This is a genomic window from Chitinophaga polysaccharea (genome assembly GCF_902150045.1).
GTDB classification, from domain to species: domain Bacteria; phylum Bacteroidota; class Bacteroidia; order Chitinophagales; family Chitinophagaceae; genus Chitinophaga; species Chitinophaga polysaccharea_A.
The window spans coordinates 295,137-312,513 of the sequence record NZ_CABFVU010000003.1 but is presented as its reverse complement, the minus strand read 5'-3'; the positions used below and the strand labels follow the sequence as shown (position 1 = coordinate 312,513).

The window sequence follows — 17,377 nt, the reverse complement described above, 5'->3', positions numbered from 1 at the left end:
ATCGAACACTTTCCCCTCCCTTCCTTATACCTGGAAAACACCTACATTAAAGGGTTGCTCCAGGGGGGCGTTATTGGCTGCTTTAATTCCTTCTGCGATCCTTAACCTGGTATCTGCAGGATCAATGATATCATCTACCCACAACCGGGAGGCAGCATAGTAGGGAGTAGTCTGCGCATTGTATTTGTCTGTGATTTCTTTCAGCAGGCGGGCTTCTTCCTCCGGTGTGATCACCTGTCCTTTTGCTTTCAGGGAAGCCACCTGGATCTGTAATAATGTTTTGGCGGCCTGCTCTCCTCCCATTACCGCAATCTTTGCAGATGGCCAGGCGTAAATGAAGCGTGGATCATACGCTTTACCGCACATGGCATAGTTACCTGCTCCATAAGAGTTCCCGATGATAACAGTAATTTTCGGCACCACGGAATTAGCCACGGCATTCACCAGCTTGGCGCCATCTTTAATAATGCCGGAGTGCTCACTCCTGCTGCCTACCATGAATCCTGTTACATCCTGGAGGAATACCAGCGGGATCTTTTTCTGGTTGCAGTTCATAATAAAGCGGGCAGCCTTATCGGCGCTGTCGTTATAAATAACGCCACCCATCTGCATTTCACCTTTACGGCTTTTTACAATTTTCCGTTGATTGGCAACGATGCCTACCGCCCATCCATCGATGCGCGCATAGCCGCAAATAATACTTTTGCCGTAGTCCTGTTTGTATTGATCAAATGTGTTGGCATCTGTAATGCGTTCTATTATTTCCAGCATGTCGTATGGCCGGGAGCTGTCGGCCGGCAATATGCTGCGCAGCTCATCGGTTGATTTGGCCGGCGGTTGGGGCGCCACCCGGTCGAAACCGGCGTTCCCGCCCTCACCTATTTTGCTTACGATGCGCTTTACCTGGTCGAGGCATTCCTCATCGGATTTGAATTTATAGTCCGCAATACCGGAGATCTCGGTATGTGTAACAGCGCCTCCTAACGTTTCCGCATCTACGTCTTCCCCGATGGCGGCTTTCACCAGATAGGGGCCGGCAAGGAAAATGGAGCCGTTGCCTTCCACCATCAGCACCTCGTCACTCATAATGGGCAGGTAGGCTCCGCCGGCCACGCAGCTGCCCATAACGGCGGCGATTTGTGTAATGCCCATGGCGCTCATGCGGGCATTGTTGCGGAAAACGCGGCCGAAGTGTTCCTTGTCCGGGAAAATTTCGTCCTGCATTGGCAGGAACACGCCGGCACTGTCTACCAGGTAGATTACCGGCAACCTGTTTTCCATGGCGATCTCCTGGAGACGCAGGTTCTTTTTACCGGTCATAGGAAACCAGGCCCCTGCTTTAACGGTCATATCGTTGGCTACGATCATACACTGGCGGCCGCTTACATAGCCGATACCTCCTACGGTCCCTGCTGCCGGGCATCCGCCATATTCTTCGTACATATCGTATGCAGCAAATGCACCGATCTCGGTAAAGGGAGTGTCTTTATCGATGAGGTACTGAATACGTTCCCTGGCAGTGAGCTTGCCTCTTTGTCTCACTTTTTCCAGGCTTTTCTTTCCGCCGCCCTGTTCTATTACGCCCAGGCGTTGTTTCATGGTGCTGATTGCCATCCGCATGGCATCTTCATTTTTGTTGGTTTCCAGTTGCTGCTGATCCATAACGATGGTTTTGGTTTTTATATTCTTTAAAAATAAGGGAAAGAATTCAGTAAATTACGAATAACGGGAAGGCTGCCGGCGTCTGGCGCCGGATATCTTTAAAAATAAAAATCCTATGGTATGTCTTTATTACTGGAGCATTTAGCCGCATCACTTGAAAAGCTTTACAATGGCGATCCCTGGATCGATGTTACGTTCCAGGTACATCTCTCTCGTATCGATGCCCGGCAGGCAGTGAAATCTTTCGGGGGATCCAACAATATCTGGCAGATCGTAAACCACGTTATTTTCTGGCACCAGCGGGTGCAGCGGTACATGCACAATGAAGCCCCGGAGCAGGACGGCGACCTGCCTGATTTTTATATGCCGGAAAATCACGGGGAGGAGAACTGGCAAGCCACCATACACAGGTTGGCCCATTCATTTGAGCTGATGGCCGCCACTATCAGGAAGTTCCCGGAGAAGGAGCTGTTTGATCTCTTCCCGGGAACAGAGCACCAGGCAATTTACTATATCCAGGGACTGGCGGAACATGATGCCTATCACCTCGGGCAGATAGTGCTGTTACATAAATATGCCTGAGAGGGGTAAATGCGACTCTTAAGACAGGTCCATATCGTAACGCTGCTCATAGAGCTGCTGTCCCCATAGCTGCAGGTGCTTCTCACCGGTTTTGCGGAAACCGGCTTTTTTATAAAGGGCGATCGCCGTTTCCTGCATGCTGGTAGTCATCAGGTAAACCTTCTGATAATTTTTTTCCCTGCAGAAGTCGATCGCTTCCTGCAACAGTTTTTTCCCAAGTCCTTTGCCCCGGTAATCGGGATGGATAAGGAACCAGCGTAACTGGGCCAGGTGCCGGGAAGACCCGAGAATGGCTACAGAGCCAACAATCTGGTCATTTACGGTTGCCAGGAACATCCTGTCTTTTGCCGGGTTATAGGTAGGAAGAAATTCGTAAAATGTTTTGCACACATAGGCATCAAACTCCAGGTTATAACCCGATTCCTTTGCATACAGCTGCCCATGCAGGTAAATAAGATAGCCAACATCACCAGGGAGGAGGTTGTAACGGATACGTATATCCGTAGTTTGTTCACCTGCTTGCGCGGTTAATACCTGTTCAATGGTTTTCATGGCGCCGGCCACCTGCCGTTGCTGTTCGCCGGAGAGATGACCGGTAAGCTGCCGGATTTCACGGGTGGATTTTTCCTCAAGACCGGACAGTAATCTTTTACCGGAGGCACTGAGATAAAGGAAAAACGTACGCCCGTCGGCGGTAGACTGCTGCCTGTTAAGCCACCCTCCTTTCTCAAACTTCTTCAGCATGCGGCTAAGGTATCCCCCGTCTATTTTCAGGATGGCAATTAATTGCCCGGCAGTACACTTTCCCAGTTGTCCTATCTCATACAACACCCTTACTTCCGATAAGGAAAGATTGCTCTCCAGAATATGCTGGTTCAGCAGGCCTATCATGCCGGTATAGAAACGATTAAAGCGACGGATATCGCTGACAACCGCTGATTCTACGTTCATAGTCACTTGTTTTCCAGACAAAAATAAATAATTACTTGACAAAAGCAAGTTTATTATTTGCCTGAGTCAAATATTTCTCAGAGCGGGTTTATCACCCAACCCTGCTATATTTGCGTTTTTGCTCTTTTGTGCCTTAGCAGGAAAGTAGTATCTTGATTAAATTTGATTATGTCTCCAGGATTATTATTCTCATTCGTTATTGCGTATTTCGTTATCCTGCTGGTGGTAGCCTGGTATACGGGCCGTAATTCTAACAACGACTCGTTCTTCATCGGGAACCGCAACAGTAACTGGATGCTGGTTGCCTTTGGCATGATAGGCACCTCACTGAGCGGGGTTACTTTTGTAAGCGTCCCCGGCGCCGTTGGCCGTGATGCCTTTTCCTACATGCAGATCACCCTGGGATACTTTATAGGCTATATTACCATCGCCTATGTGCTGATACCGCTTTATTACCGGCTGCAATTAACATCTATCTACAATTACCTCGACAGCCGCTTTGGGAGAAGCTCCTATAAAACCGGCGCCTCCTTTTTTATTCTTTCCCGTACACTGGGAGCAACGGCCAGGCTATACCTGGTAGTAAGAATATTGCAGGATGCCATCCTCTCCAGCTTTGGCGTACCCTTCTGGCTTACCACCATTATCATCCTCTTTATGATATTGCTGTACACCTATGAAGGCGGCGTAAAAACAATTGTGTATACCGATACCCTGCAAACTACCTGTATGCTGGCAGGGTTGGTAATTTGCGTAGGCTATATCCTGCATACCATGCACCTGAGCCTGGGCGAAAGCTTTACCGCAATGAGCGAAAGGGGGCTGACAAAAATATTCAATACCGATCCGAACGATAAGCTCTTTTTCGGGAAGCAGATCCTGGCAGGCGCGTTCATCACTATCACCATGACCGGCCTCGACCAGGAGATGATGCAGAAAAACATCTCTGTAAAAACGCTTAAAGACTCCAAAAAGAACATGGTATCGCTGGCGTTTATTATGGTGATCGTTATTGGCCTGTTCCTTTTCCTGGGTGGGCTGCTTCATTTATACGGCGCACAACAGCAGGTAACGGCCACAGGCGACAGGCTATTCCCCGAACTGGCACTGCATCATATGCCGCCGGTGATCTCTGTAATATTTATCATTGCTCTTATTTCCGCCTTGTTTCCCAGCGCCGATGGCGCTATGACTGCCCTCACCTCTTCCCTCTGCATCGATATCCTGGATATGCAGAAGCGGACCGACTGGACAGAAGCCGAGAAGAAAAAGTACCGCCAGCGCATTCACCTGCTCATGGCATTTATTTTCCTGCTTTTTGTGATGGTGTTTGAATGGGTGAATAACCAAAGCATGATAGGCGTTATCCTGAAAGTAGCTACCTATACGTACGGGCCGCTGCTGGGGCTTTTTGCCTTCGGGATCCTAACCAAACGTAAAGTACAGGATGCCCTGGTGCCTGCTGTATGTGTGGCAGCGCCACTGCTTTGCCTGGTGGTGGATATTTACCAGACCAGCATTTTTGGTAAATTCCAGATAGGGCTTGAATTGCTGATCATTAACGGGTTGTTTACCTTTATCGGATTACTGCTGGTTTCCCGTAAAGATTAAATCGTAATTTTTCCGGATGCAGCGATACCACCGCATCCGGAAAACCTTATACCTCCCTTGTTTTATTCAGATGGTGCAGTTCCAGCACCGTTGTTTTCCCGTTATCACTTTCCCGGTACATCGGCACAAATTTCCTGTCATAAATAATTTCCTGGTAGGTATACGAAGTGCGCTGCAATACAGTATTGGCGTATACATCATTGAACCCTCTCACCGTTACATAGATCTCCGCATCCGCCACTTCCATATCCTGCGCAGTAAACCCGAGGAAAGGACTGTTTTCGTCGATGGGATGCACCACTGTCCAGTTCATTGACAATGTTTCCACTTTACTCCGCTCCAGTGCCAGGTTATAGAATTTATACACTGCCTGTCCATTCTCCTGTACCTGCAGGCCCGTGGTAACCAGCACTTCTACATTGGTGAGGGTATGATTTTCTTTGTAAGAAGCAAAGCGGAACATCAGCGCCGTTTTATCCTGGTAAGGAGCAATCAATGCATGATCGCTGAACAACAGGTGCGCACGGGGCTTTGAAAAGCGTCCATAGATAAGACCCGTAGCCACCGCAAAAGAGAGAAAGCCTGTCATAGCCTCAATGGCGGCCACCAGGTTTACTCCGTCGCCCACCGGGTTCACGCGGCCATATCCCACGGTGGTAAAGGTTTCTGTGCTAAAGAAGTAAACTTCTTTAAACTGCTCCCAGGTGGTTTTACCGATGATCCCCTGGAATCCGTTGATGCCTATCCACCAGTAAATGCCGGTATAAAGCAGGTTAATGGAGAAATAAAAAAGAAGGATCACCAGGGCGAATTGCCAGGCTGGTACATTCAGCATGGCATGATAAATATTAAAACGTTGCATAAACGAACGTCCCTCCCGGCGGATGTTAAAGCTGCCGTCGCGGTTAATGAACCGGCCGCCATAACCATTTGCATTAGTGCCAAAACCGGTGTCGTCGTTTTGCCTGGAAAAAGGGTTAATTCTTTTCAGAAGCGCCATAAATGGATATTTGAGGCGCAAAGCTAAGAAGAAAAACTAGGATAAATATATACCTCCGGAGGAGGTTAACAGTAAATTATCTCCCAAAAAAAGGCTGACCAGCATTCCTGCCAGTCAGCCGGTTACCTTATAAAAAATCAAACTACCTGCAATCTCCGTCCGGCGTACAAACCTGCCCGGATAAGGTATCCAGGGTTTCTGCCGGTTGTGTGCTTTTCCATTCTGCAAACGCTGCCTCGAGGGTTTGTGTGAATGCTTCTACCGGCTGGGCTCCAGACACGCCATATTTGCGGTCGAGCACAAAGAATGGTACCCCCCTGATACCCAGTTGCTGCGCTTCGTTTACATCCCTGTTCACAGCTGCTGCCATTTCGGTAGTTTCCAATACGGCTTCCACTGTTGCTTTATCCAATCCTATTTCCACGCCCAGTTCCACCAATGTAGCATGATCACTTACATCTTTGCCTTCTGTAAAATATGCATAAAACAAACGCTCCTCCGCTGCATCGCCCAGGCCCTGCTGTTTTGCCAGCTGAATAAGCCGGTGCGCATCAAAGGAATTGGCGATCACCGCTTTATCGAAATTATAAGTAAGACCTGCTTCACGCGCAGTTCCTGCCAGTTGTTCATGTATAGTTAAAGACCATTCGCGCGACTGCCCCTTCATTTCCGCTACGTAGTCGTATACATCCTTTCCGGGCTGGGATTTGAGGGAAGGATTCAGCTGGAAGCTTTTCCATTCCACCGTGATGTCCTCTTTGCCGGGAAATTTATCCAGTGCTGCTTCAAATCTCCGCTTGCCGATATAGCAAAACGGGCACATGATATCAGACCATATTTCTACTTTCATCATTTTTTATTTAAGATCCAGCTGCAAAGTTAATATATTTGCTTTCAAAAAGTAACCAGTTTCCCTAAGGTAAGTGCTTTACCGAAGGTAACCAACTGTATGCAGATGAAAACAGAAGAACTCACAATAGATTGCGGAAGACCGGAAACGGAAAGCAGCTCCCATACTGATTGCCATAAGGTGATTATGCCTGTAAGGGATGCCCTGGATGTGATCAGCGGGAAATGGAAACTGCCCATTATCATCGCTGTATCCAGGGGACATAAACGTTTCAGGGATATAGAGCGTAGTATCCCGAAAATAACATCGAAGGTACTTTCCAAGGAGCTGAAAGACCTGGAAACGCATAAACTGGTGAAGCGTACGGTTTATGACACCCAGCCCGTAACGGTAGAATATACGCTGACTCCTTATGCCGCCACGCTGGACAGTGTGATCATTGCCCTTCAGAAATGGGGCATCCAGCACCGGAAAAAGATACTTGGAAAATAAGAGTGGGGCGGAGAACTTATCTCCGCCTTATTCCTCTGATATTTTCAATACTATTTTGCCTCTTCCGCTGCCGCCATTCCGGCTATACTCCTGCGCATCAGCAGCAGCCTGCAATGAATGGAACACTTTACGCACATGAGGCCGGATCAGTCCTTTCTCCAGTAATTTATGCACCTCCTGCATAGAGGTGAGTGTTTTAGTACCCGCCCATAATGCGTTTACGCCTGCTGCGGCTACTTTTTCCGGATCAGGCATCTGCACAATGCATAATAATGTTCCTTCCGGCCTGAGCACGGCGAGCGACCGTTCCGTGGTGTCGCCTCCTACGGTGTCAAACACAATGTCTACCGGATCCATTTGTGTTTCAAAAGGCCCCTCCCGGTAGTTGATCACTTCACTGGCGCCCAATGACGTAACGAAATCAATATTCTCTGCACTGGCGGTGGCAATCACATAGGCGCCGGCGTTATAGGCCAGTTGTACGGCAAAATGCCCTACACCGCCTGCTCCTGCATGTATGAGGATGCGCTGCCCCTTTACCAGTCCGCCTACATCAAACAACGCGCCCCAGGCGGTTCTGGCGCCGGCCATAGTGGCAGCCTCTTCAAATGAAATTTCATGCGGTTTGCGGAACAGGCCTTCTCCCTGTGCAATAGCATAGGAGGTATAGGAACCATCTACGGAGCCATATACCTGATCGCCCACCTTTTTGCCAAATACGCTTTCACCAATGGCGGTAATAATGCCCGAGGCTTCTACACCAGGTATATAAGGCAACGGATGCTTCATAAAGCCTTCTCTTATTTTCCAATCGATAGGATTTACACCGCTGGCCACTACCTTGATCAACACCTGGTCTTCGGCCGGTACCGGAACGGGTACCTCCTGCAGCTGCAGCTGCTCCGGGCCTCCATAGGCATGTACACAAACAGCAGGTATGTGGAGGTTCTTCATAGCTTTTTTTGTGCTAATGTATTGAAATAAGAGTTACAAAGGATAAATCCTTAATCGGTAATTCTTTACCTTTGCCGTTCATATTTATAGCAGTATCATGACTTTTGGTGATTTAAACCTCAATACTCCCTTATTAAACGCGATAGACGAACTGGGTTATAAACAACCCACCACTATACAACAACGCGCTTTTTCCGTGATCATGTCCGGCCAGGATGTATGCGGGATTGCGCAAACCGGTACAGGTAAAACATTTGCCTACCTGTTGCCCGTGCTGCGGCAGTTTAAATTTTCAAAAGAGAAATATCCCACAGTGCTTATCATTGTGCCCACCCGTGAACTGGTAGTACAGGTGGTAGAAGCCGTTAAAAAGCTCACTACCTATATGAATGTATCCGTGCTGGGTATCTACGGAGGCGTGAACATGAACCCGCAGATGGCTGCTGTGCAGGATAAACTGGACATCCTGGTGGCCACACCAGGTCGACTGTACGACGTGATCCTCAGCGGGGCGCTGAAAGTAAAGCTGGTAAAGCGTCTTATTATTGATGAAGTGGATGAGATGCTGAACCTGGGGTTCCGGACCCAGTTGAAGAACATCATGGACCTGCTGCCGCAGAAACGGCAGAACCTGATGTTTTCCGCAACCATCACAGAAGAGGTGGAGGCGATCATTGAAACATATTTTAATAACCCGGTAAGAATAGAGGCGGCGCCTACCGGCACACCGCTGGAAAACATTGAACAGGTAGTGTACAGGGTTCCTAACTTTTATACAAAAGTGAACCTGCTGGAAATGCTGATCACCGACGATAAAAGCATGACCAAAACGCTCATCTTTGCCGCTACCAAACAACTGGCCGATGATCTGCATGAGCAGCTGGAGAAAGAATTCCCTGGCCAGGTAGGTATTATTCACTCCAATAAGGAGCAGAACCACCGCTTCAATACCGTAAGGAAATTCCAGCAGGGCGAGTACCGTTTCCTCATTGCCACAGATATCATTGCCCGCGGGCTCGATATTGCAGAAGTGACGCACGTGATCAATTTTGATACGCCGGAAGTACCGGAAAACTATATTCACCGTATCGGGAGAACCGGCAGGGCAGATAAAAAAGGTATTGCCATTTTGTTGACCAAAGATGCGGAAACAGCTTCCCTCGAGGCCATTGAGCGGCTGATGAACTATACCATTCCCCAAATGCCGCTTCCCGGGGATCTTACCATTTCAGATGTATTAACGGAAGATGAGAAACCGAAGGTCCACATGCGGAATACGCTTGTAAAAGCGCCCAAGCGGGAAGATGTAGGCCCGGCATTTCACCAGAAGCTGGCTAAAAATATGAAGACCAACAAAAAGATAAGCCATAAAGAAAAGATGATGCTGAAATATGGCAAACCCAAGAAAAGAGGCGCAAAAAAGAAATAATGCACCTGAGACAGCTTTCAGAAATAACGGAATAACAATTCATTAACAAACTTTACTTCTAATTAAAAAACCAGGCATTCCCCCTGATCGAATATATCCTGTAGTGTGCATGTTATCGTAATAAAATCAGTTGTTTTACGGGTGGTTGTTCCTCATTGCTTAAAATAGCCATGCAGTGGCTAACTGTCCGACGTATTTTCCTAACCGCGTATCAATAATAGCCATAGACAACAGCAGCCGGCGCCGGGCTTGCGATTATCAACTAAATCCCAGCATGAGTGCATCTATCAACGATATTGAATTGCTTGCACAACTGAAATCGGGCAGTGTGTCCGCTTTCCGGTATTTTTATGAAAACTACCGTGAATGGCTGTACGTAACCGCATATACTATACTGAAAAACGAAACCGAGGCCCAGGAGCTGGTCCAGGATTTTTTTGTGGACTTCTGGCAAAAGGACCTGAGCGCGCGGATTGACCTGAGCACCACTAATTCTCTCAAAAACTTTCTTTTTGTCAGCGTCCGGAACCGCTGTCTGAATAAAATTGCCAAAGATGCCACGCGAAACAAAAGATTAAAGGATATCATGCTGCCCGACAATTATACAATTCCTAAAAGCAGGTTAGAGAACGATGAGTTGAAAGAACAGCTGGAAACCGCCATTAATCAGCTTCCCGAACGCCAGTCGATAGCATTCAGGCTGGCCTACCAGGAACATAAAACCCGGAAAGAAATAGCAGCCTTCATGGACACCACTGAAGAGACTGTAAAAAAACAGGTAGCCAACGCGCTGAAAACTTTAAGGGCATCCTTAAAAAAAATCCTTTTCTAATACCCCGCCCGATTAAATAAACGGTTAATAGTGTACATGAATAGCGCAGACGAAATATACAGGCTAATGACTGAGAAACTCGCGGGAAAGATTTCCGCAGCAGATGACCAATGGCTGGAGGAACTTATCGAGGAAAACGAAGCAGTAAGGGAAAAGTGGGAGAAGCTTTCCGGCATGCAGGTGCCCCCTGCCCCTGCTCCATGGCTGGAAGTCATTGATTTTAAACAGAAAAGGCCGCTCTACCGGGTACTGCTTCCCTGGGCCGCAGCCGCCGCAGTTATTGCTATTGTTGCATTCTCCGCCTGGAAGTGGGACTTTTTTACCAGCCCCAAACCTGCGCCCGTAGCCGTTATTAATAAAGATGTACTACTGGAGGTCAGCGGCCAGCCCACCATTAACCTCACACAATCAACCGGCAGCGTCACCATTGGTGGCAAGCCTGTTCCCAATAAAAACAATACCCTTTACCTCAATGCTTCAGACGATCTGCCACAAGGGATCCAGACCCTGATCGTGCCACATGGGAAAAGCTATGAAGTAGCCCTTCCGGACGGTTCCGTTATTACGCTCAACGCAGCTACAGTCATGAATTTCCCGGCTACCTTCAAAGGCGGCACCAGGGAAATTACACTAAACGGGGAAGCTTACCTGAATATCGCCAGGCGGGCAGGAAAGCCTTTCCTGGTACACCTCCCCAACAGTACGGTGGAAGTGCTGGGTACCAGCTTTAACATCAACAGCTACGACAGCAGCCTGGTTAAGGTATCCCTCGTAGATGGCAAGGTGCGGATGAAAGCCGGCAAAAAAACGGTGACCATGAAGCCCGGACAACAGGCCATCTTTAATAAGCAGGCAGCCACCCTCGATACACAACCATTTAATGCCACCGTAGAACTGGGCTGGCAGAAAGGACTGTATTGCTTCTCTGATACGCATCTCGACGAAATATGTAATGCAATTTTCCGGTGGTATGGCGTGCGTGCTTCCCTGGATCATCCTGACCTGGCCAGCCGCACCTTTACCGGCCTGCTGGACAAAAGTACACCTATGAGCTTCTTCCTGGAAGGGATAAAAGCCACCACAGGTACTGATTATTATTTTACGGCAGACAGTACGCTGCATTTTAAGTAACAGGCAATATCAAAGCAAAGGATATTAACCATGAGTCAACCAATAACCAAATACCTCCTGATTAACCCGGGGAAAAGAGTTTGCACTACATATGAACAGGTTCCCGGCTACCTGCATTCCCAGTTAATCCCGAATGCCAAATGCTTTACGGACATTGATGAAGATGGCGTGATCATAGATCAGCATATCCAGGCCAATGAGCTCTCTATTTCCTATCATCTCATTCATCTTAAAAAAGGGGTGGCACTCACTACCATAGCTCCAGGTAAAAACTATTTACCAGTTGGAATTTCCGGCTTTGCCGCAAATTCATCCACCCTGCCTATGACCATGAAACTGGGGAAAAAAGAGCTTAATACGCTGAAAGGCGCATCAGATACAGCTACCCTGGTCACTGAAAAAGAATTCGTAGTCAGCTTTGAGGTAAACCTCCACCTTCCGCTTGCAAAATACATGGTGCCGGAGTTCCCGTTGTTCGGCGCACTGAATGTAGACGAACCCACTGCCGATAAACAGCCTGTACGGAAAACGCCCTATCATCTCAACGAGGTCAACTACCAGATCATGCACCGGATCCGTAGCTTTAAAGCCGTAGGAGAAACCGCAGATGTGTTTTTCCGGCGCAATGCCATCGACTTTTATGCTACCTATCTCCGTTTCCTGCAGGCGCCTCCGCCGCTGATGCTGATGGAACAATACAGGGAAAAACTGCGGGAGATAGCCAATTATATCATTCATCACCCGGCGGAAACAACCACTAAAGAAGCGCTATGCGATAAATTCGGAGTGGCTTCCGAATTCCTGGAAGCACCGTTTGAACAGGAATTCCTCATTACCGTAGAAGAATTGATCCTGCAGGAAAAAATGGCTTTCGTTTTTAAAATGTTAACTGAAACCAACCGTACACTAACACATATTGCCAGTGTCACCCGGTATAGTAACTGGGAGGAACTATCTGCTGTATTTGAAAAATACTATAAATGCAATATCGCAGAATTGCGGGCCGCACAATAACCCCTTACTGATGGTCACCCGGCGGCGGCTCTGTGCTGCTGCTGTGTGCCATTGGGCCCCGGCATAGTGATCCCGGTGTATTTACTTTCCTCCCTGCGGCAATTCCTTCAGCAATTCCTTTATAAAAAGATCCGCGGCTTTTTTATGATAGGTTCCTTTCTGCCAGATAATATATGCCCGGCGTTGTAATTCTTTTCCTTCAATAGGAATGGCCACCAGGTTTTTCCAGCCCAGCAAAGCCCTTTCATTCAACAGGGTAGCCCAATGCCCCTTTTCCACCAACGATAAAATGGAATGTACATCGTTCATCTCAATCCTCACCGCAGGTTGGATCTTATTCCGTTGTAATACCTCATCCAGCGAGTCACGGGCGCTGAAACCCCGGGAAGCAAAGATCAGGTCTATGTTGTTAAGGCTTTGCAGACTGATCTTCTTCAATTCCGCCAGCTTATTCTTCCTGGACACCGCCATCACAATGCGGGAACGGAACAGCTCCCGCGTTTCCAGGTCCTTGTAAAAAGCCTCCTGGTGAAAAGCCAGCACCAGGTCCAGCTCAGACGCCCGCAGCTTACCTTCCAGCTGCTCGGTGGTGCCGTATTCAACGTATATTTTAATACCGGGATATTTCACCGGAAAAGTGGTGAGCGCCGGCAGCAGGAATGAAGTAAAGGCATACGTAACGCCTATACGTAATTCGCCACTGAGCATATTCTGCAGGTCCTGGATGGCCTGTTTACCCTTCTCTACATCGAGCAGTATCTGGCGGGCATGCAACAGGAAAACCCTGCCTGCTTCGGTGAGGTGAACATGCTTGCCTATCCGGTCGAATAACAGCATACCCAGCTCATTTTCCAGCTGCTTGATCTGCTGTGATAAAGTGGATTGTGTGATGTACAATGCAGCAGCCGCCTCTGTAAAATGCGCCATTTCCGCAGCCTTTACAAAATACATCAGTTGACGAAGCTCCATGCACTAATCGGTTTTATCAATGAATATCATTAAAACAATCTATTTAACAAATATAGTTCTCTTACCGAAATTTGCACCAGTTTAATAACAGATCAATACCCTAATAATGATTTTCAGATGGATGCTTTTCGTGCTTTAAAATCCCGGAATTTCCGGTTATTCTTCTACGGACAATCAATTTCACTCATAGGTACCTGGATGCAGAAAACAGCCGTATGCTGGCTGGTATACCGCCTCACCAATTCCGCAGTGCTGCTGGGAGTAGTGAGCTTTGTAAGCCTCATTCCTTCCCTGCTCCTGTCGCCCTATGCAGGCAGCTATATCGATCGTCACAACCGTTACAGGATACTGGTGATCACGCAGGTCATTTCTATGCTGCAGGCAGGTGCGCTTGCCCTCATGATCCTGCTGCGCTACTATAACATTCCCGGTATCATTTTCCTGTCGCTGGTACAGGGCGTGATCAATGCTTTTGACGTTACCTGCCGGCAATCGCTGATGGTAGAGATGGTGGAAAAACGGGAAGATCTGCCAAACGCCATTGCGCTGAACTCAACAATGGCCAACTTCGCCCGCATTGCAGGGCCTGCGCTGGCAGGGATCATCCTGAGCACTTTCGGGGAAGACATCTGCTTTGCCAGTAATTTCCTTAGCTATATACCCGTGCTGATCTCTTTATGGATGATGAAGATAGTGCTGCCACCTGTGCTTAAATCCGACCGGAGCATATGGGTGGAACTGAGAGAGGGCTTTCATTACATTGCGGGTGATAAAGACCTGTTGTCCCTTTTGTTGATGCTTTCTGGCAGCAGCCTGCTGGTGATCCCTTTTAATACCCTGATGCCGGTATTTGCCAAAGACATTTTTAACGGCGACGCCAAAACATTCAGCTGGTTTGAAAGCGCTGCCGGGCTGGGTTCCATAGCCTCCGCTATTTATATGGCCAAACTCAAACCGGGAAAAGACCTGGTAAAATTGCTCATCACTGCCAGCCTGATTTTTTCATTGAGCGTACTGCTGCTGTCAATGTCCGGCTGGCTCCCGCTTGCACTGGTGTTCATGACGCTTTCGGGAGTAGGCATGATGGCGCAAACAGCATCTATCAACACTTACATACAAACGCATGCAGTTCCTTCCATGCGGGCAAGGGCTATCAGTTATTATATCATGGCTTTCCAGGGTATTATTCCTGTAGGTAGTTTGCTTACGGGGTTACTGGCGCACTTTATTGGCCCGAGGTTAACAGTATTTGTAGCCGGACTTGCAGGTGCAGTGGCTACAGTCATCTTCGTTAATTATCGAAAAAAACTGCGTCTTCATCACTACGAAATACAGGAGAACAGCCGCACTGGCATTGCTGCATAATTGAAAAAGCGGGGGTTACAGCCAGTCATGGTCGGAAGGTATTTCTTCCGACCATGACTGGGGTTACAGCCCCCGCTTTTTTATCAGAACTTAAACGACAAACTCCCTGTAAAACTTCTCAGCTTCTGCGGGTTTACAGTGGTATACCCGATCCAGTAATGTTTATCGGTAATATTATCCATTTTAAACGCTACCCTGAAACGTGGCTGATCGTAGAAAATACTGCCGTTCAGCACCGTGTAGGATGGCAGTATGAAGGTACCAACGGTCCGGTCATTTATGATCTTGTTATCGCTGGCATAATTACCGCCAAACCCAAACCCGAGGCCATCGGCCACACCGGCGGAGATACGGTAGCTGAGCCAGAGGTTAGCAACAGAGGGTGCACCGGCAGTACCGGGGCGCATTCCTTCCACATCTTTGGCAGCGGCTTCATACCTGGAATCATTATAAGCATAACCGGCCACAATGTTAAAGCCCTGGAAAGGATTTGCAATTACTTCCGCCTCAAACCCTTTGCTCACCTGTGTTCCATCCTGTACAGAAAAATTGGGATTGGCCAGATCCGGGCGCAGTACATCTTTTACCTTGATGTGATAGTAACTGAGCGTACTGTTAATGCGCCCGTTCAATAACTGCAGCTTCACACCTCCTTCCAGCTGGTTGGCCTGTTCCGGCTTAAACGTTTCCCCTGAAGCGGTAGTACCGGTTTGATTGGTAAAACCGTTCTGATAGTTACCAAAGATAGAGACCCGGTCTTTCAAAGGCTCGTATACGATCCCCAGTTTGGGAGAAAATGCGGTTTGATTGTAGCCGCCTTCATAGATGCCCTTTACATCACTGTAACTGCCCTTATTATCAAAATAATCCACACGGAGGGCTGCCAGTATCATCAGGTTATCCGTCAGGTTTAATACATCCGATATGTAGGCGCTATAAGTGTTGGTAAGGTTCTTAATGGGAAAAGTAAATGCCAGGCCCTGGTTGGCATACAGGGTATCCATGTTCCGGCGGTTAAAATTGGCATACGTCGGAATATCACCATGAGACGGAATAGTGTCATAGGTGCCGCCACCAAAGAACTGGTCGGCTTTATGATGGAAGTAATCCAGGCCCCCTACGAAACGGTTCCTCAGGCTGCCGATCATAAAATCTCCATTGAAATTCTGCTGTATTTCCAGTATACCATCCCTGCTGTTGTCTGTGAACTGGTCGTTGCGGGAAATATAATTGCTTCCTTTGGCGCCGGCCACACCAGTAGCAGCGGCGTCTGACAGGAGATAAAAATAAGGAGAAGGACCGTTTGAAAAACTATTGGTGGAACTGATGTTGGTGCTCATGGTCCACTGGTCAGACAATTTATACTTCATCTGCCCGAAAATATTGGTATTACGGGAAGTCTGGTATAAATCATTCTTTACATAAGCTCTTTTGTAATCTATTTTCAGCTCATCTGCACGGTTGGTGCCCAGGTCTGCAATAGGCTGCATATAAGGGAAGAAAAATACGCCCAAACCGGTATTCTGACCTGTGGAGAACTCTGCATCAAAGAGGAACGACAGGCGGTCGTTCACCCTGTATGATAAGCTGGGGGCAAAGGCAAAGTTTTTATTGAAGCCATAATCCTGCCAGCTGCCTTCGTAATTATACGCAGTATTGATTCTCAGTAAAACGTCCTTTTCTTTATCCAGCGGGGTATTTACGTCTGCGCTTACGCGGTTAAAACCGTAACTGCCCATCGCGTAGGTAACATCTCCGCCAAAATGATCGTAAGGTTTCTTTGTAACACGGTTGATCAGGCCGCCGTAGGAAGTAAGACTGTTACCAAACAAAGTGGCAGATGGCCCTTTGATCACCTCTACGTGCTCCAGGTTATAGGCATCAATTTTAGCGGTAACGTTACCTGCCAGGCCATTGCGCAGTTTACTTTGGGTAATAAACCCACGTAGATTATAATAACCGCCACCATCGCCGCCACGGCCGGTAGCATCCCACATGCGGGTAAGACCCGGTGCATTTTTCAGGGCATCATCAACCGAAAACACCACCTGCTGCTGCAACAGCTCTTTGGTGATAGTGCTGTATACCTGCGGGTTTTCCAGGTTCTTCAGCGGCATTTTTGCCACATCATAGCTGGATGTTTTAATAAGTTTATTATGGTTACCTGTTACCACCACTTCTTTGAGGGCTTTACTGGTAACAGCCAGCTGCAGCCTGAGGTTGGTGGTTTTCCCGGCATTCACCACTACCTGTTCCTCTATGGGCGTGTAGCCCATAAGGGTGATGATGAGATGATAACTGCCTGGTTTAATATGTGTAAACGTAAAGGATCCATCCGTTTCAGATATTGCTGTTTCATTGGTTTCCTGTAAAAGGATCACTACATCTGAGGCCGCTTTACCATCTGTGGTAACCACTTTTCCCCTGATGGCGCCAGCATTTTCGTCTTCCGCCATCAACCATGCGGGTGAAAAAAGGAGCGCTAATAGTAAAAATATAAAGCCGGTCTGCCTGATCATACTTTGTTTTTTTGAT

Annotated in this window: 15 protein-coding genes; 8 read left to right on the top strand and 7 right to left on the bottom strand. The window is 47.9% G+C overall.

All coding sequences use genetic code 11. From position 1 onward, the window contains the following. Positions 1-24 precede the first annotated feature (24 nt). Complete coding sequence (locus tag FN124_RS21605) at positions 25-1,662, bottom strand: acyl-CoA carboxylase subunit beta (RefSeq protein WP_142686865.1); 1,638 nt, start codon at positions 1,660-1,662, stop codon at positions 25-27. A 120-nt stretch (positions 1,663-1,782) separates the two neighbouring features. Here FN124_RS21605 and FN124_RS21600 point away from each other — a divergent pair, with 120 nt between their 5' ends. Continuing rightward, positions 1,783-2,244, top strand: coding sequence for a DinB family protein (locus tag FN124_RS21600; RefSeq protein ID WP_142686864.1), 462 nt, complete (start codon positions 1,783-1,785; stop codon positions 2,242-2,244). A gap of 18 nt (positions 2,245-2,262) precedes the next feature. Here the strand turns inward: FN124_RS21600 and FN124_RS21595 are convergent, their stop codons facing one another. Further along, complete coding sequence (locus FN124_RS21595; RefSeq protein WP_142686863.1) at positions 2,263-3,195, bottom strand: bifunctional helix-turn-helix transcriptional regulator/GNAT family N-acetyltransferase; 933 nt, start codon at positions 3,193-3,195, stop codon at positions 2,263-2,265. Between the two features lie 168 nt (positions 3,196-3,363). On the opposite strand from FN124_RS21595, the gene FN124_RS21590 reads away from it, so the two are divergent. Then, entirely contained in the window at positions 3,364-4,806 is a 1,443-nt protein-coding gene (locus tag FN124_RS21590; RefSeq protein WP_142686862.1) for a sodium:solute symporter, read from the top strand. Between the two features lie 46 nt (positions 4,807-4,852). Here FN124_RS21590 and FN124_RS21585 read toward each other — a convergent pair whose 3' ends face one another. After that, positions 4,853-5,806, bottom strand: a complete 954-nt coding sequence (locus tag FN124_RS21585; protein ID WP_142686861.1) for an ion channel — start codon at positions 5,804-5,806, stop codon at positions 4,853-4,855. 142 nt (positions 5,807-5,948) lie between these two features. Then, complete coding sequence (locus tag FN124_RS21580; RefSeq protein WP_142686860.1) at positions 5,949-6,656, bottom strand: DsbA family oxidoreductase; 708 nt, start codon at positions 6,654-6,656, stop codon at positions 5,949-5,951. 105 nt (positions 6,657-6,761) lie between these two features. On the opposite strand from FN124_RS21580, the gene FN124_RS21575 reads away from it, so the two are divergent. Next, complete coding sequence (locus FN124_RS21575) at positions 6,762-7,148, top strand: winged helix-turn-helix transcriptional regulator (protein WP_142686859.1); 387 nt, start codon at positions 6,762-6,764, stop codon at positions 7,146-7,148. A 27-nt stretch (positions 7,149-7,175) separates the two neighbouring features. Here FN124_RS21575 and FN124_RS21570 read toward each other — a convergent pair whose 3' ends face one another. After that, positions 7,176-8,102, bottom strand: coding sequence for an NADP-dependent oxidoreductase (locus tag FN124_RS21570; RefSeq protein ID WP_142686858.1), 927 nt, complete (start codon positions 8,100-8,102; stop codon positions 7,176-7,178). Positions 8,103-8,199: 97 nt separating this feature from the next. Between FN124_RS21570 and FN124_RS21565 the strand changes: the two genes are divergently transcribed. The 4 genes from FN124_RS21565 to FN124_RS21550 all read left to right on the top strand — a co-directional run bounded on the left by FN124_RS21565 (position 8,200) and on the right by FN124_RS21550 (position 12,508). Continuing rightward, positions 8,200-9,531 (top strand): DEAD/DEAH box helicase, encoded by a 1,332-nt coding sequence (locus FN124_RS21565; protein WP_142686857.1) that lies wholly within the window; start codon positions 8,200-8,202, stop codon positions 9,529-9,531. 274 nt (positions 9,532-9,805) lie between these two features. Then, complete coding sequence (locus tag FN124_RS21560) at positions 9,806-10,363, top strand: RNA polymerase sigma factor (protein ID WP_142686856.1); 558 nt, start codon at positions 9,806-9,808, stop codon at positions 10,361-10,363. 66 nt (positions 10,364-10,429) lie between these two features. After that, on the top strand, positions 10,430-11,494 hold the full coding sequence (locus FN124_RS21555) for a FecR family protein (RefSeq protein ID WP_185937312.1): 1,065 nt from the start codon (positions 10,430-10,432) through the stop codon (positions 11,492-11,494). Positions 11,495-11,524: 30 nt separating this feature from the next. After that, on the top strand, positions 11,525-12,508 hold the full coding sequence (locus FN124_RS21550) for a helix-turn-helix transcriptional regulator (protein WP_142686854.1): 984 nt from the start codon (positions 11,525-11,527) through the stop codon (positions 12,506-12,508). Between the two features lie 81 nt (positions 12,509-12,589). On the opposite strand, the gene FN124_RS21545 is transcribed toward FN124_RS21550, so the two are convergent. Then, positions 12,590-13,477: a LysR substrate-binding domain-containing protein gene (locus FN124_RS21545; RefSeq protein WP_142686853.1), complete on the bottom strand. Its 888-nt coding sequence runs from the start codon at positions 13,475-13,477 to the stop codon at positions 12,590-12,592. A 117-nt stretch (positions 13,478-13,594) separates the two neighbouring features. Here FN124_RS21545 and FN124_RS21540 point away from each other — a divergent pair, with 117 nt between their 5' ends. Beyond that, positions 13,595-14,842, top strand: a complete 1,248-nt coding sequence (locus FN124_RS21540) for an MFS transporter (protein WP_142686852.1) — start codon at positions 13,595-13,597, stop codon at positions 14,840-14,842. A gap of 83 nt (positions 14,843-14,925) precedes the next feature. Here FN124_RS21540 and FN124_RS21535 read toward each other — a convergent pair whose 3' ends face one another. Continuing rightward, entirely contained in the window at positions 14,926-17,361 is a 2,436-nt protein-coding gene (locus FN124_RS21535) for a TonB-dependent receptor (RefSeq protein WP_142686851.1), read from the bottom strand. Positions 17,362-17,377 lie beyond the last annotated feature (16 nt).

Excerpts from the sequence above, each read along its gene's own strand:
- FN124_RS21585 (WP_142686861.1), bottom strand. The coding sequence starts at position 5,806 with ATGGCGCTTCTGAAAAGAATTAACCCTTTTTCCAGGCAAAACGACGAC.
- FN124_RS21590 (WP_142686862.1), top strand. The coding sequence starts at position 3,364 with ATGTCTCCAGGATTATTATTCTCATTCGTTATTGCGTATTTCGTTATC.
- FN124_RS21575 (WP_142686859.1), top strand. The coding sequence starts at position 6,762 with ATGAAAACAGAAGAACTCACAATAGATTGCGGAAGACCGGAAACGGAA.
- FN124_RS21535 (WP_142686851.1), bottom strand. The coding sequence starts at position 17,361 with ATGATCAGGCAGACCGGCTTTATATTTTTACTATTAGCGCTCCTTTTT.
- FN124_RS21550 (WP_142686854.1), top strand. The coding sequence starts at position 11,525 with ATGAGTCAACCAATAACCAAATACCTCCTGATTAACCCGGGGAAAAGA.
- FN124_RS21565 (WP_142686857.1), top strand. The coding sequence starts at position 8,200 with ATGACTTTTGGTGATTTAAACCTCAATACTCCCTTATTAAACGCGATA.
- FN124_RS21600 (WP_142686864.1), top strand. The coding sequence starts at position 1,783 with ATGTCTTTATTACTGGAGCATTTAGCCGCATCACTTGAAAAGCTTTAC.
- FN124_RS21545 (WP_142686853.1), bottom strand. The coding sequence starts at position 13,477 with ATGGAGCTTCGTCAACTGATGTATTTTGTAAAGGCTGCGGAAATGGCG.
- FN124_RS21560 (WP_142686856.1), top strand. The coding sequence starts at position 9,806 with ATGAGTGCATCTATCAACGATATTGAATTGCTTGCACAACTGAAATCG.
- FN124_RS21605 (WP_142686865.1), bottom strand. The coding sequence starts at position 1,662 with ATGGATCAGCAGCAACTGGAAACCAACAAAAATGAAGATGCCATGCGG.
- FN124_RS21595 (WP_142686863.1), bottom strand. The coding sequence starts at position 3,195 with ATGAACGTAGAATCAGCGGTTGTCAGCGATATCCGTCGCTTTAATCGT.
- FN124_RS21580 (WP_142686860.1), bottom strand. The coding sequence starts at position 6,656 with ATGAAAGTAGAAATATGGTCTGATATCATGTGCCCGTTTTGCTATATC.
- FN124_RS21555 (WP_185937312.1), top strand. The coding sequence starts at position 10,430 with ATGACTGAGAAACTCGCGGGAAAGATTTCCGCAGCAGATGACCAATGG.
- FN124_RS21570 (WP_142686858.1), bottom strand. The coding sequence starts at position 8,102 with ATGAAGAACCTCCACATACCTGCTGTTTGTGTACATGCCTATGGAGGC.
- FN124_RS21540 (WP_142686852.1), top strand. The coding sequence starts at position 13,595 with ATGGATGCTTTTCGTGCTTTAAAATCCCGGAATTTCCGGTTATTCTTC.